This is a genomic window from Rhizobium sp. N621 (genome assembly GCF_001664325.1).
GTDB lineage: Bacteria > Pseudomonadota > Alphaproteobacteria > Rhizobiales > Rhizobiaceae > Rhizobium > Rhizobium esperanzae.
In genome coordinates, this window is record NZ_CP013496.1 from 249,937 (window position 1) to 265,011 (window position 15,075).

At 61.8% G+C, this 15,075-nt stretch carries 16 protein-coding genes; 2 read left to right on the forward strand and 14 right to left on the reverse strand.

What is annotated here, in order from left to right; all coding sequences use genetic code 11:
* Positions 1-6: 6 nt before the first annotated feature.
* From AMK00_RS22365 to AMK00_RS22390, 6 genes are all read right to left on the reverse strand, one after another.
* Entirely contained in the window at positions 7-1,032 is a 1,026-nt protein-coding gene (locus AMK00_RS22365) for a Gfo/Idh/MocA family oxidoreductase (protein WP_064811906.1), read from the reverse strand.
* Complete coding sequence (locus AMK00_RS22370) at positions 1,029-1,934, reverse strand: sugar phosphate isomerase/epimerase family protein (protein WP_064807066.1); 906 nt, start codon at positions 1,932-1,934, stop codon at positions 1,029-1,031. Before AMK00_RS22370 ends, AMK00_RS22365 begins: the two co-directional genes overlap by 4 nt.
* 107 nt (positions 1,935-2,041) lie before the next feature.
* On the reverse strand, positions 2,042-2,863 hold the full coding sequence (locus AMK00_RS22375; RefSeq protein ID WP_064807197.1) for an ATP-binding cassette domain-containing protein: 822 nt from the start codon (positions 2,861-2,863) through the stop codon (positions 2,042-2,044).
* Between the two features lie 8 nt (positions 2,864-2,871).
* Entirely contained in the window at positions 2,872-3,870 is a 999-nt protein-coding gene (locus AMK00_RS22380; RefSeq protein ID WP_064811907.1) for an ABC transporter permease, read from the reverse strand.
* Positions 3,871-3,880: 10 nt separating this feature from the next.
* Positions 3,881-4,927 carry an ABC transporter permease gene (locus AMK00_RS22385; protein ID WP_064807069.1) on the reverse strand — a complete coding sequence of 349 codons (1,047 nt, stop codon included), beginning with the start codon at positions 4,925-4,927 and terminating at the stop codon, positions 3,881-3,883.
* Positions 4,928-5,028: 101 nt separating this feature from the next.
* Positions 5,029-6,003 carry a sugar ABC transporter substrate-binding protein gene (locus tag AMK00_RS22390; protein WP_064807071.1) on the reverse strand — a complete coding sequence of 325 codons (975 nt, stop codon included), beginning with the start codon at positions 6,001-6,003 and terminating at the stop codon, positions 5,029-5,031.
* A gap of 159 nt (positions 6,004-6,162) precedes the next feature.
* Here AMK00_RS22390 and AMK00_RS22395 point away from each other — a divergent pair, with 159 nt between their 5' ends.
* Positions 6,163-7,197 (forward strand): LacI family DNA-binding transcriptional regulator, encoded by a 1,035-nt coding sequence (locus AMK00_RS22395; protein ID WP_064807072.1) that lies wholly within the window; start codon positions 6,163-6,165, stop codon positions 7,195-7,197.
* Between the two features lie 46 nt (positions 7,198-7,243).
* Here the strand turns inward: AMK00_RS22395 and AMK00_RS22400 are convergent, their stop codons facing one another.
* From AMK00_RS22400 to AMK00_RS22425, 6 genes are all read right to left on the reverse strand, one after another.
* Positions 7,244-7,918, reverse strand: a complete 675-nt coding sequence (locus AMK00_RS22400; RefSeq protein WP_064807074.1) for a 4-carboxy-4-hydroxy-2-oxoadipate aldolase/oxaloacetate decarboxylase — start codon at positions 7,916-7,918, stop codon at positions 7,244-7,246.
* A gap of 87 nt (positions 7,919-8,005) precedes the next feature.
* Positions 8,006-8,842: an ABC transporter substrate-binding protein gene (locus tag AMK00_RS22405; protein ID WP_064807076.1), complete on the reverse strand. Its 837-nt coding sequence runs from the start codon at positions 8,840-8,842 to the stop codon at positions 8,006-8,008.
* Positions 8,843-8,873: 31 nt separating this feature from the next.
* Positions 8,874-9,638 carry an amino acid ABC transporter ATP-binding protein gene (locus tag AMK00_RS22410; protein ID WP_064807077.1) on the reverse strand — a complete coding sequence of 255 codons (765 nt, stop codon included), beginning with the start codon at positions 9,636-9,638 and terminating at the stop codon, positions 8,874-8,876.
* Complete coding sequence (locus AMK00_RS22415; protein WP_064807079.1) at positions 9,635-10,393, reverse strand: amino acid ABC transporter permease; 759 nt, start codon at positions 10,391-10,393, stop codon at positions 9,635-9,637. Before AMK00_RS22415 ends, AMK00_RS22410 begins: the two co-directional genes overlap by 4 nt.
* On the reverse strand, positions 10,390-11,097 hold the full coding sequence (locus AMK00_RS22420; RefSeq protein ID WP_064811908.1) for an amino acid ABC transporter permease: 708 nt from the start codon (positions 11,095-11,097) through the stop codon (positions 10,390-10,392). Before AMK00_RS22420 ends, AMK00_RS22415 begins: the two co-directional genes overlap by 4 nt.
* Entirely contained in the window at positions 11,094-11,867 is a 774-nt protein-coding gene (locus AMK00_RS22425) for an SDR family oxidoreductase (RefSeq protein ID WP_064807082.1), read from the reverse strand. The genes AMK00_RS22420 and AMK00_RS22425 overlap by 4 nt, the downstream gene beginning before the upstream one ends.
* 256 nt (positions 11,868-12,123) lie before the next feature.
* On the opposite strand from AMK00_RS22425, the gene nac reads away from it, so the two are divergent.
* Complete coding sequence (nac, locus tag AMK00_RS22430) at positions 12,124-13,029, forward strand: nitrogen assimilation transcriptional regulator NAC (RefSeq protein ID WP_064807084.1); 906 nt, start codon at positions 12,124-12,126, stop codon at positions 13,027-13,029.
* Positions 13,030-13,039: 10 nt separating this feature from the next.
* On the opposite strand, the gene AMK00_RS22435 is transcribed toward nac, so the two are convergent.
* Together AMK00_RS22435 and AMK00_RS22440 are read right to left on the reverse strand one after the other, a co-directional pair.
* Complete coding sequence (locus AMK00_RS22435; RefSeq protein ID WP_064811909.1) at positions 13,040-14,242, reverse strand: pyridoxal phosphate-dependent aminotransferase; 1,203 nt, start codon at positions 14,240-14,242, stop codon at positions 13,040-13,042.
* Between the two features lie 61 nt (positions 14,243-14,303).
* Positions 14,304-15,071, reverse strand: a complete 768-nt coding sequence (locus AMK00_RS22440; protein WP_064807087.1) for a 5-oxoprolinase subunit PxpA — start codon at positions 15,069-15,071, stop codon at positions 14,304-14,306.
* Positions 15,072-15,075: the final 4 nt, after the last annotated feature.

Consider the following 15,075-nt stretch of genomic DNA (forward strand, 5'->3'; position numbering starts at 1 on the left):
GCCGGATCACTCCGCCGCCATGGCGGCCGGACGTCCGTAGAGATTGGGTTTCGCTATCATGTTGACTGGTTCGAAGCCGCCGCCGACCACGGCCCGTAGGGCGGCGTCGGCCACGAGCGTCGCCGCATATCCATCCCAGGTGGAAGGGCCGGAGGCCGTGCCATTCGAGGCGGCGACGATCCATTCGCGGAATTCCTGGTCGTAAGCATCGATGAAGCGTTCGCGCCAGTCCTCGGGGATCGCCTGACGAATGCCGTTCGTGTCTGAAATCACGGTCGCCGGGCGGTTCGGAAGCGCGGCCACACCCGCCTCGCAGCTGACCTCGCCGCGGATGTCGTAGCCATAGGCGATGTTCACCGAAATCTCGACATCGACGAGCGCGCCGGAGGCCATGTGCAGGAGCACGAAAACCGGATCGCGCAACGCGCCGCCGCGCGTGGAGCGGCGCGGCACACGCACCTCTACCCCGGTGACTTCGTCGGACAGGAGCCAGCGGGAAATATCGGCGTCATGTACCAGCGTGTCGTTGAGCGGCATTTCGGAGGTGTAGAGCCCCTCGGGAACCGAGGCATTGCGATGCACGGAATGGAACATCAGCGGGGCGCCGAGCTTGCCTCCGTCGATAACCGCTTTCAATCGGCGATAATCGGCATCGAAGCGGCGCATGAAGCCCACCTGTATAAGCCGCCGGCCGCCGGCGGCTTCGGCCTCCATCACGCGAAGCGCGGCCGACTCGGATGTCACCAGAGGTTTTTCGCAGAAGACGGGTTTGCCGGAGGCAATGCAGGCGAGCAACTGCTCCTCATGCGCCGGCCCCCACGAGCAGATGATCACAGCCTCGACTTTTTCCGAAGAGATCAGTGCCGAAGGGGTGGCGAATACCTCCGCCCCTGCGGGGGCGGCAGCGGCAGCGCGGGCCTGATCGATATCGGTCACCCCGACGATTTTAACGCCAGAAACGACGTTCGTCAGGCGGCGGATATGATCTTGACCGATCATACCCGTACCGATGACACCAACCTGGAGGGTCATTTCGCCCCCCAGTACTTGTCGATGTAACGCTGCATTTCCGAGCGCATGAAGGTGCCGCTGTGGTCTGCCTTGTCTTCCCAGGCGAAGACGCAGGCGGTCATGATGCCGTCGAAGCCGATCTCGGCGAGCGTGCCGAAGAACTCGTCCCAGGGAACTTCGCCCTGGCCGATATTGAGATGCTGGTGCACCCGTGCGTTGGTGCCGGGCGGGTTGAGGATATATCTGAGGCCCGACGAAGCCTTGTGGTTGAAGGTGTCGCCGACATGGACATGCGCCAGCACATCCCTAGCTTCGCGCAGCATCGCCTTGGTGTCGTCGCCGAAATAGAAGGTGTGCGGGGCGCAATAGAGGAATTTGACGCTCTTCGAATTGACCGTGCGGATGATGTCGAGCGCCGGCTGCAGCGTCTCGCACCAGTCTTCGGGATGGGGCTCGACATGGAGTGTGATGCCCTCGCGCTCGAAGACCGGCACCAGCTCTTCCATCGAGCGCCACCAGGCGTCCTCGCAGGCCTCGATCATCGATCCCGTGTGGCAGCAGTAGCACGATCCTTTGTCCGGATGCGGACCGCGGCCGAACTCGGAATTCATCACGCCGACTTCCAGCTCGACGGCGATCTCGATCGCCCGCTTCCAGTGCTTGACGGCGGCCTTGCGTTCGATCTCGTCGTTGGAGGCCCAGCGGTACATCGGCAGCAGCGAGGCGATACCGACATCGGCCTCGTTCAGCGCGCGCTTGAATGATTTGATCCGCTCGGGAAAGACGCGCGGCGCTTTGAACCATTCGAGGAAATCGCCGCGCGGGGAGAGTTCGATCCAGTCGTAGCCGAGCTCCTTGACCTTCTTCGGCAACTCCTCAAGCGAGAGATGCCGATGCATGAACGGGTCGATTGCGATCTTCATTTTGACCTCCGGATTCCAGACATGATTTTCCTTTCCCGGCGGCGGTCTTTTCTGACGCTGCCGGACGTTACGTGTTTTGCTCTGTGTGTTTGTGGTGCCGTCAGCGGTTAGCCGGCCGGCGGCGAATGGCTCTCATGACTTGCAACGTAAGTATCGATTTGGGCCTCGAGATCCGCCATGGTTTCCCCGCCGGCCATCAGGTCTGTGATCTCTTCGCGGGTCTTCTCGCCCCTGCGGAAGTCGGCGGCGATCGCCCCACGGATGAGAACGGCGAAGTGATCGCCCACCGCCATCGCATGCATGACCTGATGGGTGATGAAGATCACCGCCAGGCCCCGCCGCTTCGCCTCGTTGACGATCCGCAGCACATGCGCCGCCTGCTTGACGCCGAGAGCAGCCGTCGGCTCGTCAAGGATCAGCACGCGCGCGCCGAAATGCACGGCTCGGGCAATCGCAAGCGACTGGCGTTCGCCGCCGGAAAGCCCGCCGACAAGACGATCGCCATCGTCGATCCGGGTGATGCCGAAATCCTGCACGGCCTTGACGGCAATCTCATTGGCCTTCGTGCGGTCATAGACCTTGAACGGCCCCCAGCCCTTGGTCGGCTCGACGCCGACGAAGAAGGATCGGCCGATCGACATCAGCGGAAATGTTCCGCCGAATTGATGCACCGCCGAGATGCCCTTTTCCTGCGCATCGCGCGGCCCGCTGAATTCTACCGGGTTGCCATCCATCAGGATTGTGCCGCGCGTCGGCTTGTGAACGCCGGCAAGCGTCTTGATGAGCGTCGATTTGCCGGCGCCGTTGTCGCCGAGCAGGCAGAGCACCTCGCCCGCACGGACCTTGAGCGAGATATCGTGCAGCACGTCGATCGGGCCGAAGCTCTTGTCGACATTCTGGAGTTCAAGGATTGGAATAGTGTCGGACATGGTGACGCTCACTTGTTTTTCTTCGGCGCGAAGCTCAGCGCCATCTGCCGAAAGGTGTTGTTCATCAGAACGGCGGCCATCAGCATCACGCCGATAATCAGGTTGGACCAGTTGCGGTCGATGTCGGTGAAGTAGATGCCCTGGCTGACGACGGCGAAGGTCAAAGTACCGAGAAAGATCCCGGCGACCGAACCGAAGCCGCCTGTGAGCAGCACGCCGCCCACCACGATCGAGACGATCGTATTGAAGATATAGTTCATGCCGCCCGAGACCTGCGCGGAATTGAACAAGATGGCGCCGCACATTCCGACGAAGGAGGCGGCCGTGCTCGAGAGAACGAACAGGACGATCCTGAGCCCGTCGGTCGGGATGCCGGCATTGCGCGCGCTGACCTCGTCTCCGCCCATCGCGACGATCCAGTTGCCATAGCGCGTCGCATGCAGCACGAAACCAAAAACCACCGTCAGCGCCAGCCACCACAGGATGATCACCTGGAATTTGCCGTGGATGAGGTCGCCGAAGACCGTCTTGGCCCAGGCCGGGGCATTGAGGGGCACCGACGCGGCTCCGGTCAGGATGACGGATCCGGCAAGAACGAGGCCCTGCACAGCGACCAGCGTGCCGAGTGTGATGATCAGCGAGGGCACGCTGGTGCGCACCGCCAACACACCGTTGACCAGCCCGACGGCAACGCCGATGGCGAGCACGCCAAGCATGCCGACGACGATCGGCAACTCGTAATAGCCCGAGAGGATGGCGATCGTCATCGAGCCCGCCGGGATCATCGCGCCGATCGAGATATCGAGCTCGCCTGATATCATCAGAAGGCCGACCGGCAAGGCGACGATACCGAGATTGGCGGCGAAGTTGACCCAGCTTGCCGCGCCGAAGAGCGCGGCAAGGCTGACGCCCCCGAAGGCGACATAGAAAGCGATCACCGCGATGAAGCTCAACAGGGCGCCGAATTCCGGGCGGCGTACAAAGTGTCCTATGGAAAAGCCGTTCATCTCCCTGCCCTCACTTCTTCTTTTTCGCAGCGTAGGACATCGCCATCAGCCGGAACTTGTCATTCATCATCACGGCGAGCAGCAGGAGCGCCCCGATGATGACGCTGCCGAGGTTCGGGTCTATGCCGGTGAAATAGATGCCCTGGTTGACGATCGCGAAGGTGAGCGTGCCGAAGACGATGCCCACCACCGATCCTGCGCCTCCGGTCAAAAGCACGCCGCCGATGACCACGCACATGATCGAATTGAAGATGAAGGATTGTCCGCCGAGCACCTGCGCACTTTGGTAGACAAGCACCTGGCTCACGCCGACGAAGGCGGCGGAAAAGCCCGACATCATGTAAAGCGCGATGGTCAACCTTTGCGTCGGAATGCCGGCGTTACGGGCCGAGACCTTATCGCCACCAAGAGCGAAGATCCAGTTGCCGACGGGCGAGATGTGCAGCAGCCAGAAAAATGCCGCCACGAACAGGATCCACCAGAAGACCGTCACCTGGAACATGCCGCCAATGAAATCGCCGAGGATCGCCTTGACGCTCGGGCTCGGCACGAGCGACACGCCGGTGCTGCCGGCAATGAGCACGGTGAAGCCCAGCGTCAATCCCATGACGCCGAACATGGAACCGATGGTGATGATCAAAGACGGCACGCGGGTGCGATTGACCAGATAGCCATTGAAGAGCCCGACGATCAGCCCGACGCCCAGGCCGGCGGAAATTCCCACGATCTCGGGAAGGCCGTAATGGCCCGATATGATCGCGACCGTCAGGGATGATGCCGGAATGACCGCGCCGATCGAGAGGTCCATTTCACCTGCGATCATCAGGAGCCCGATCGGCAGCGCGACGATGCCGATCTCCGCGGCGACGTTAAGCCAGCTTGCATAGCCTGCAGCGGACAGGAAGACCTTGCCGCCCAGCAAGGCGAAGAAGACGAACACCGCAATCAAGCCTAGTAACGAACCGGCTTCAGGGCGCCGGGAAAGCTGACCGATGGTCGCTTTGGCGTGGCCGCTCGAAGGAACCGAAGAGGCGAGGACATCGTTTCTCGCGTTCATTTGACACCACCATAAAGCCGCGCGACCGATCGGCCGGGCTTTTGAAAGAATGGAAGCCGCCTGCGTGAGGGACAGGCAGCTTCCGACGTTCGGCCGATCCCTTACCGGGCGCCGGCCTTCACACCTGCCAGGGTGGCGTCGACGTTGGAGGCGTCGATCACGCCGGGGCCGGTCAGGATCTCACGCGTCGGTACGGTGAGGCCGTAGTTGACGTTGCCGTTCAGGATCGAGACTGCGAGGTAGCCCTGTAGGTAACCCTGCTGGTCGATCGCGCAAAGCTGGCTGCCGCTCTTGATGTTGTTCAGAACGGTTTCATCCATATTCATGCCGCAGACCTTCACCTGTCCCTGCTTGCCGGCCTGCGTCACGCCGTTGACCGCCGAGTTGGTGTCGACGTTGCCGATTGCGAAGACGGCCTTGATTTCCGGATGCTGCAGGAGATGCGCCTTCAGGGCCTGCGCCACGGCGGTCGCCGAACCGAACGAGGTTGCCGGCAGCGGCAGTGACGAGCCGACGCCGCCCCCTTCGGTCACGCCATCGGTCATGCCTTTGCAGAAGGCTTCGATGTTTGCCGCACCGGGCAGCGTATTGAGGCAGACGGCGTTCTTGAGGTCATGCTTGGCGAAGTAGGTGCCCGCTGCCTTGCCGGACAGATAGTCGTTGGAGCCGACATAGTTCATCGCGCCGAGACGATCGGCAGCTTCGATGCCGCCGGCATTATAGATGACAAGCGGAATTTTCTTGTCGACGACCGCTTTGAAGGCAGGGTCCATCGCTTCCGGCACCCAGTCCGGACCGACGATCGCGTCGGCGCCCTGGTCGATGGCCTGGCGGATCAGCTCGGCCGCGTCGACCCCGAGATTGTCGTAGTTCTGCGGCCCGAGCCAGACGACCTTGCCACCTTGGGCTTCTGCGACCTTGCCGGCATCCTCGGCGCCACGCTTGACGATCGACCAGAACGGGTCGTCCGGCTTGCCGCCCACGACGAAGATGTTTGCGGCCATAACGGCCGTGGCAGTGCAGGTCATGATGGCGGCGGCCGATACGGTTGCCGCAAGGCGGCGAAATTTAGGCATCTCAATCTCCTCCCTTGGTCCGCCTCCCTGGCGTGACCGTGAGGAGAAACATATCACTGCTTGAAATTCCAGAAATGTGAAATCATACTAAACATGCATAAAGTATCACAGAGTATCAATCATAATGATACGAACGCTTTGACGATGGAGGGAACAATCATGCGGCGGCCGACGATCTCCGACCTTGCCAAGGAGGCCGATGTCTCCATTGCGACCGTCAATCGGATTCTGGGGGGCACCGCCTCCGTCAAAGGAACGACCGTGCAACGCGTCCAGGCCGCCGCGGAGCGCATCGGCTTTTACGGCGCGGGGGCAATCGAGGACCGGCTGCGCAAGTCGGTGCCGAAATACCGGCTTGGCTTTCTGCTGCAGCAATCCAGCCGCGAACTCTACCAGCTCTTCGGCAAGAAGATCGTCGAGGCATGCCGCGCCAGGCGTGACGAGGTCATCGACCCGGTGGTCGATTTTGTGGATCTCCTGACGCCGGAGAATATTGCCGGCCGGCTCAAGGCGCTCGGCGCAAACTGTGACGCCGTCGCGGTGGTCGCCGCCGATCACCCGGTGATCGCCCAGGCCATCCGCGAGCTGCACGAGAAGGGCAAGCCGGTCATTGCCTATATTACCGACCAATCCGCCCGCGAGCGGGCCGCTTATGTCGGGGCCGACAATTGGAAAATGGGGCGGACGGCGGCATGGCTGATCTCGAACATGACGCACGGACCGGGGCGGATTGCCGTCTTCATCGGCAATCACCGTTACCAGTGTCAGGACGTCTCCGACGCGAGCTTCCGCTCCTATGTGCGCGAACATGCGCCGCATCTGACCATCGAGGACAGCCGCCCCACGCATGAGGAGCCGAACGAGGCCTATCGGATGGTCAAGGAACTCTTGGCGACGACGGACGACCTCACCGGCATCCTGATCGTCGGCGGTGGCATTTCCGGGGTCTTGCGGGCGCTGAGGGAAGTGCCGCAGGAGCGGCGCCGAAGCATCCGCCTCGTCTGCCGGGATATTGGCCCGGAGACGCGAAAAGGCCTGTCAGAAGGGATGATTACCGCGGCCCTCTGTCATCCGCTGGAACAGACGTCCACGGCGCTGGTGGAGACGATGATCGAAACGATCACGCAGGGCGCGTCGGGCAGCACGATTCAGCGGACCATTACCTTTGAAATCGTGACGCCTGAGAATATCTGAGCCCGCGACCGGAAGGCCGGCGCGGGCTGGGAGTGAGGCGATCGTCTCAGACGTCGACGACAAGGCCCTTGGCTTTCAGCACCGGTGCCAGATTGCTGACCTCGATGACCGATTTGCCCGCCTTGTAGGCGGCGATATAACCGGCTTCGGCATCTTCGCGAGCCTGCGACAGCCGGGCGGCTTCCTGGGCTTCCTGCCTGCGCACGACCACCAGCCCGTCGGCATCGCCGACGACGATGTCGCCGGGATTAATGATTTCGCCGCCGACGATGATCGGATCGTTCACCGCGGCAATGGTTTCCTTCACCGTGCCCTTGATGCAGACGCTGAGCGAGAAGACCGGGAAGCCGAGTTCGCGCAGCTGCAGCGTGTCGCGTACGCCGGTATCGGTCACGAGACCGCCGATGCCCTTGGCAAGGCAGGCATTGGCAAGCACGTCGCCGAAGGAGCCGGCCTCTTCATATTCGCCGGCGGAGACGACGATGATGTCGCCGGGCTTTGCATAGTTGATGGCGAGCTGCAGCATGATGTTGTCGCGCGGCGCGCATCTGACCGTGAATGCCGGGCCGCACAGTTTCATGCGGTAGTCGACGGGCTTGAGACGGGAGGAAAGTGCGCCGCGGCGCCCCTGGGCTTCGTGGATGGTCGCCGGCGAAAATTTCGAAACGGCCTCGATGTCGGCTTTGCTGGGCCGTTCAGCGATGTCTTTTATATGAATCATGGGTGCCTCGCATCGTTGGTAGACGGCGGGCAAATCCCGCCGTCTTGTCTCGGTTGAATGTCTTCGGGAGGTTCCGAGACCGGTGGTCTACGGGATCGGGTCGAATTTCAGCTGCGCGAGCGGCACGACTTTGTCGGTGCGGGTCATCTTGTACTCGGTGTTCGGACCGAGCCACTTGTCCCAGATCTTGTTGATTTCACCGGACTCGTCGAGCTTGTGCAGGATTTCGTTGATCTTGGCCGTCAGCTTCGGCTGATCCTTGGCCATGCCGATGCCGATCGGCTGGTAGAGCATCGGCTCCTCGATCATCCGCATTTCCTTGCCCTTGCTCTTCGATTCATTGACGAACTTGGTCGTCGTCATGGTGTTGGCCACCATGCCGCGCGCCTTGCCCTGCTGAACGGCGAGATAGGCCGAGGCGGTATCCTGGAAGGTCAGCGGTTCCGATTTGTTGAGCTTGATCGACATTTCTGACGTCGAGCCCTTGGTCGAGGCGATGCGCTGGCCGGCATAATCGGCCTTCGTCTTGCCGGCATCGTCCGCCGGCACGATCAGCATTTCCTTGGCGAGGTAATAGGGATCACTGAACTGGATCTGCTCGGCGCGGCTCAGCGTATAGGCAAGGTTGGCAACGGTGATGTCGACGCGGCCGAGCTTGACCTCGGGCACGCGGGCTTCGACCGAAACCGGCTTGATTTCAGCTTTGACGCCGAGTTCCTTGGCGATGGCGCCGCACAGATCGACGTCGAAACCGGCCATTTCGCGGGTCTTCGGATCGGGAGAGGCGAAAGGGGGAACGTCGGCAAATGTCGCGCAGCGCAGGGTCTTTGCCGACATGATGTTGTCGAGCTGATCGGCTTTCGCGGGCATCGCCGCCGCCAGGCCGGCCAATGCGACGGTGAGGCTCAGGTATTTCCAGTTCATTGCTGTTCTCCTTTGTTTTTGATGGTTGGTCTCAATGCCTGAGGTCAGCGAGGAAACGCTGAGCCCGAGGATGGGTCGGATTGCTGAAGAAATTTTTAGGCGTCGCCATTTCGATGATCTGGCCGGCATCGATGAACCAGATCCGATCCGCGACCTCGCGCGCGAAGCCCATTTCATGAGTGACGCAGAGCATGGTCATGCCTTCCGATGCCAGGCTCTTCATCACGGCCAGAACTTCGCCGACCATTTCAGGGTCGAGCGCGCTCGTCGGCTCGTCGAACAACATCACCGGGGGCTCCATCGCAAGGGCACGGGCGATCGCCACACGCTGCTGCTGGCCGCCCGAGAGTTGGCCGGGATAGGCTCGGGCCTTGTCGGCGAGGCCGACGCGGTCGAGAAGTTTGAGCGCCTTCTCGTGCGCGACATCGGGCGCCACGCCCTTCACCCGGATCGGCGACATCGAGACGTTTTCAGCCACGGAAAGATGCGGAAAGAGGTTGAAGTTCTGGAAGACGAAGCCGATCCGGCTGCGCATTGTGTTGAGCTCCTTCGCCCGCATCGACGCATGGATGTTCTGTCCGTCGAGCGTGATCGATCCGCTGTTGATCTCCTCGAGGCGATTGATCGTGCGGATCAGCGTGGATTTTCCCGAACCGGATGGACCGCAGATGACGACCACCTCGCCGCGCGCGACCTCAGCATCGATGTTCTTCAGGACCGGATAGTCGCCGTAGCTCTTGCAGACCTGCGAAAGCCGGATCGTCTGCGATTCCTGCGCGGAAACCGACATGGTCATAGCTGCTCCGATATGATTTTCGATGGCGTGACGAGAGAGGCCGTGGGAACGTTGAGAAGTCCCGCACGTCGCCGCGTGATGCGCCGCTCGAGGCGATTTGCGAAGTAGGTGAGCGTCCAGCAGATGATGAAGTAGACGATCGCCAGGATGAGGAAGACCTGGAAGGGCTGCGTCAGGAGCTGGTTGTTGACCTGGCTCGCCGCAAAGGTCAGATCCGGCACGTTGATCACATAGCCGAGCGTCGTATCCTTGATCGTCGAGACGAAAGTGGAGAGGATGCTCGGGATCATGTTGTAGAGCGCCTGCGGCAGAATGATGTAGCGCATCGCGCCCATATAGCCGTGGCCAAGCGCACGCGCCGCGTCCATCTGGCCGGGTCCGAGCGCGACGATGCCGGCGCGGACGACTTCGCTGAGAAACGCGCTCTGATAGACCACGAGCGTCGTCAGCATGGTGACGAAGCTTGGCACATCGGCGCCGGTCAAGAGCGGCACCAGGAAATAGCTCCACAGGATGAGCATCAGAAGCGGCACGCCGCGGGTGAAATAGACGAGCGCGGTGACGGGCCAGCGCAGCAGCCGCGACTTGGAGAGCCGCGCCATTGCAAACAGAATGCTGGCCGGAAAGGCGAGAGTGATGCTGAGCGCCGAGAGGATCAGCGTGTTGGCAAGCCCGCCGAGCGGTCCGTTCGGATATTGGCCGATCAAGAGCAGCAGCCAATAGTCTTTGATGATGGCGATCATGTCCTGGATCATGCGCGTGCACTCCGGGCAGGATCGGCGCGCATCGAGAGGTAGGCGCCGATGCTCATGATCACGAGCGAGAAGAAGAGGTAGAGAACCGTGCCGATCAGGTAGATCTCGAAGGTGCGAAAACTGAGGTTCTCGATTTCCTTGACGGCATGCGTCAGTTCCGACGCGCCGATGATGACGGCGAGGCTGCTGTTCTTGAACAGGGAGACGCTGTGATTGATGAGCGGCGGTAGAGCGTTGCGCACGCCTTGTGGCATGATGACGAAACGCATCGCCGAGACGTAGCCATGGCCCAGTGCACGGGCTGCCTGCATCTGGCCGTCACCGACCGAGCGTACGCCTGAACGAAGATCTTCGCTGAAATAGGCCGCCTGGCAGAGCCCCAGCCCGATCACCGCGAAGATGGATTCCGCATTGTGGCTTGCAAGCCAATTCGCGATGCCGCTCGGCATCAGCGTGAAGATCCCGAAATACCAGAGCATGAGCTGCACCAGCGTCGGGACGTTGCGGTGATAGGAAACGTAAGCGGCGACCAACGGATCGCCGAAGCGAAAGGGCGACAGGCGCAGACCCAGCAGCAGCAATGCCAGCGCCATCGCCAGCGACCAGGACCCGGCATAGATGATGAAGGTCATCTCGATGCCATGCAGCAGCATGGCGGAATATTCGGGATTTCCGAGGATCGCCGAAAGGTCGAAACCGCTCACGGACTTGGCTCCCCGGATGGATCCGTCTTCGGCTGCGGCCTTGCGGTCTGCAGGCCGCCCATGACCTGCAGCGTCGGCGTGATCTCCATATGCCCGATATTGACGGCGACCGGAGCTGATATGGCGAAGGCGATCGCGTCGGCGATATCGGTGGCCTGCGGCAGTTCGAAACCGTCGATGAACCGCTCCCGGATGCTGGGATCATTGCCGTGGACGTGGTTGAAAATATCCGTGGCGACCCGGCCGGGGCAGATTTCCGTGACCCGCACCCGTTTGCCGAAGGCGTCGATGCGCAGCTGGTTGGACAGCATGCTCACCCCCGCCTTGGTGGCATGATAGGACGAGTTGCCGCCGAAATTGTAGGTGCCGGCGATCGAGGAAATATTGATAACGTGGCCGCGATCGCGCGCCACCATGCCCGGCACCACCAGGCGGCAGAGGTGCAGCACCGCCCGCAGATTGACGTCGACGATAAGATCGATGTCGCCCTCGTCGGCTTCGAGGAACTTCTTCGGCCGGTCGACGCCGGCATTATTGACGAGAATGTCGAATTCCACCCGAGCCGCGAGCTCGGCCATTGCCTTTCGGTCGGTCACATCGATGACATGAGGGATGCAGCCGGTCCGCGTGGCCAGCTGCTGCAGCGCCTCAGTGCTGCGGGCAGCGGCATGGACCTCGATGTTCTCCCGGCGGAGCCGCTCGACAACGGCTGCGCCGATTCCGGAGGATGCGCCGGTTACCAGTGCGGTCTTGTAGTCGGAGAATGGCATTGTCGTTCCCTTGTTGTTGATGGAGAGAGTAGCGAAGCTTTAACTCCTTGCCTAAGACCGATTATCTCTGGAGCAATAAGCAACGGTTATGGAGCCTTGCGCGGCTGCCGAAGAACAGAAAGACGCGATGTCGGCGCTATTGGCGGTGTTCGTGCTCAGCAAGGCCCGGCCCGGTTGGCGATCGCGTCGCGTTGCAAAAGCTATACGCGTCTGCAAACATGCCATCCCAGCAGATCAGAATGGTTCCCCGATCCTCATGGACATCAGACGCCTCAAATCCTTCATCGTGATCGTCGACAGCGGCAGCATCACGCGCGCGGCGGATCTTTTGCATATCGCCCAGCCGGCGCTCAGTCAGCAGCTGGCGGCGCTGGAGGAGCATTTCGGCCAGAAGCTTTTGATCCGCAGCCAGCAGGGCGTCAGCATGACCGATGCGGGCCATGCGGTGTATCGCCACGCGCAGATTATCCTCCGGCAGATGGAGCAGGCGCAAGCGGATGCTTCGGCGGCCGGCAATTCCCTTGCAGGGCGCGTGTCCGTCGGTCTGGTCCCTTTCAGCAGCGCTGCCACGTTGTCGGTCGATCTGCTGGCGGAGACCCGGAAGCGGCATCCCGGCATCCTGTTGCATCTGACCGAAAGCGTGGGTCAGACCTATAGCCAGATGATCATGAACGGCCGGCTGGAGATGGCCCTTCTGCATGGAACCGGGCCAATCAAAGGCGTGCGGTTCGAACCGATCCTCAGCGAGGAATTTTTCCTGGTCGCGCATCGCGATTTTGCGATCGACGCGGATGCCAAACCTGTCGCCGTCAACGCTCTCGACGGGATACCGATGCTGCTGCCGCCGGCCTATAATTTTGTTCGCCGCGCAGTCGATACCGCCTTCACGCGCACCCGCACCAATTTGAAGGTCGTGGCGGAAGTCGAGATCGTCCGCACCCTGGGACGCGCGGTCGGCGACGGTCTCGGCGCGACGATTATGCCGAAGGCCATCGCCGATCGTATCGTATCGGAATCGAGCGAGCCGTTGATCTGCCGGCTCGTCTCTCCGCGGATCGAGGAAACCCTGTCGCTTTGCGTTTCCGACCAGAATCCCCTGTCGGAGCCGGCGCTTGCCGTCCGGGACATCCTCCTCGAGCTGACGGCGCGGCTGAAGGATTAACGGCTGCCGGTCAGCGCATATCCCTACAGAACTCAGCGATGCGGGCGCAGCCTTCGCCGAGTTTTTCCATGCTTGTCGCATAGGAGATACGGAAGAAGGGGCTCATTCCGTAAGCGGCGCCTTGCACGGTCGCGACATGATGCTCCTCGACGAGCGCCATAACGAAATCGACATCCGTTTCGATCTTTCGTCCGCCCTTGCTGGTCTTGCCGATCAGCCCTGAAATGTTGGGATAGATGTAGAAGGCGCCTTCGGGCCTGTGGCAGCGCAGCCCTTCCACCTCCGACAATCTCTCGAGGACAAAGTCGCGTCTCTTCTTGTAGATCGCCGCCCGCTCCTTCAGGAGATCCTGAGGTCCGTCGAGTGCTGCGGTCGCGGCCGCCTGGGTGAGCGTCGCAATGCCGCCGCCGTTCTGACCGTTGACGTTGCTGATAGCTGCCATCAACTCTTTCGAGCCGGCGCAGAAACCGAGCCGCCAGCCCGTCATCGCGTAAGCCTTGGAGACGCCGTTCATCGTCAGGACGCGCTCATAGAGCCTGGGTTCGACTTCCGCCATGGTGCAGAACTGGAAGTCGTCATAGACCAGGTGCTCGTAAATGTCGTCGGTCATGATCCAGACGTGGGGATGGCGCAGCATGACCTCGGCAATGGCGGCCATCTCGGCCCGGGAGCAGGCCGCGCCGGTCGGATTATTCGGGAAATTCAGGAAGAGCCATTTGGTGCGTGGTGTGATCGCCGCCTCCAGATCCTCCGGGCGCAGCTTGAAGCCGGTCTGTTCGTGGCAGGGGACGGCGACCGGGACGCCGCCGGCGAATTTGACGATATCGGCATAGCTGACCCAGGAGGGTGTCGGAATGACGACCTCGTCGCCCGGATTGCAGGTTGCGAGCATCGCATTGAAGATCACCTGCTTGCCGCCGCCCGAGACGACGATCTGGCTGGCGTCATAGTCGAGATTATTGTCGCGCTTGAACTTCCTGATGATCGCGGCCTTGAGGGCCGGCGTCCCGTCCATCGGCGGATATTTCGTGTCACCCGCGAGAGCCGCCGCATGCGCCGCTTCGACGGCGTGCGCCGGCGTGGGGAAATCCGGCTCGCCGGAGGAGAGGCTGACGACCTGGATCCCTTTGGCGGCGAGCTCTCTGGCCCGCTGGGTCATGGCGGCGGATGCTGATATGGAGACGTTTTTCAGGCGGTCGGCATTGATGGACATCGGAATGGTCCTTCGGTGAGGGATTGGAGTTATGGACCGCCCGCGGGCGATCGGGATCGTGTCATTCGGCGAGTTCGGCGGCGGGAGCGAGCGCCGCGCCGGTGGCTTCGATCTCGCCGCGCACGACGCCGGCGAGTTCGAGGGCACCGGGTGTGTCGCTGTGAACGAGAATGGAGCGCGCCGGCATGGCGATCACGGCGCCGTCGATCGTCCGGACGGTCCCGCCGAGCAGGAATTGCCGCACGCGGGCGCGCACCGAGGCTTCATCCTTGATGACAGCGCCCGGGAGCCCACGCGCGACGAGTTTGCCGTCGGCATCATAGGCACGGTCGGCGAGGAAAAGCGCCAGCGTCTTCAGCCGCGCACGTCTGGCCGCCAATTCGATCTCGCTGCCCGACGTGACGAAGACGACGAGACCGGGGTCCACAGTAGCGATCGCATCCATCATCAGGTCGGAGAGGACGGGATCGCGGTTGACCATATTGCCCATCGCCGCATGGAAGCTGATATGGGAGACGGCGACCCGTTCGCTCCTGGCGATCGCCATTAGGGCGCCGAGCTGATAGAGCATCTGCTGGCGAAGCTCGTCCGCCGAAAACGGTATTTCGCGCCGGCCGAATCCGAGCCGGTCGGGCAGACCGGGATGAGCGCCGATGCCGACGCCGTTCAGCTTTGCGAGCCGGACCATGCGCCCCATCGTATCGGGATCGCCGCCGTGGAAACCGCAGGCGATGTTGGCCGAGGAGACGATTTTCATCATCGCTTCGTCGTCGCACAGCCGGTAGGGACCAAATCCTTCGCCCATATCGGAATTCAGATCGATCTTCATGAGT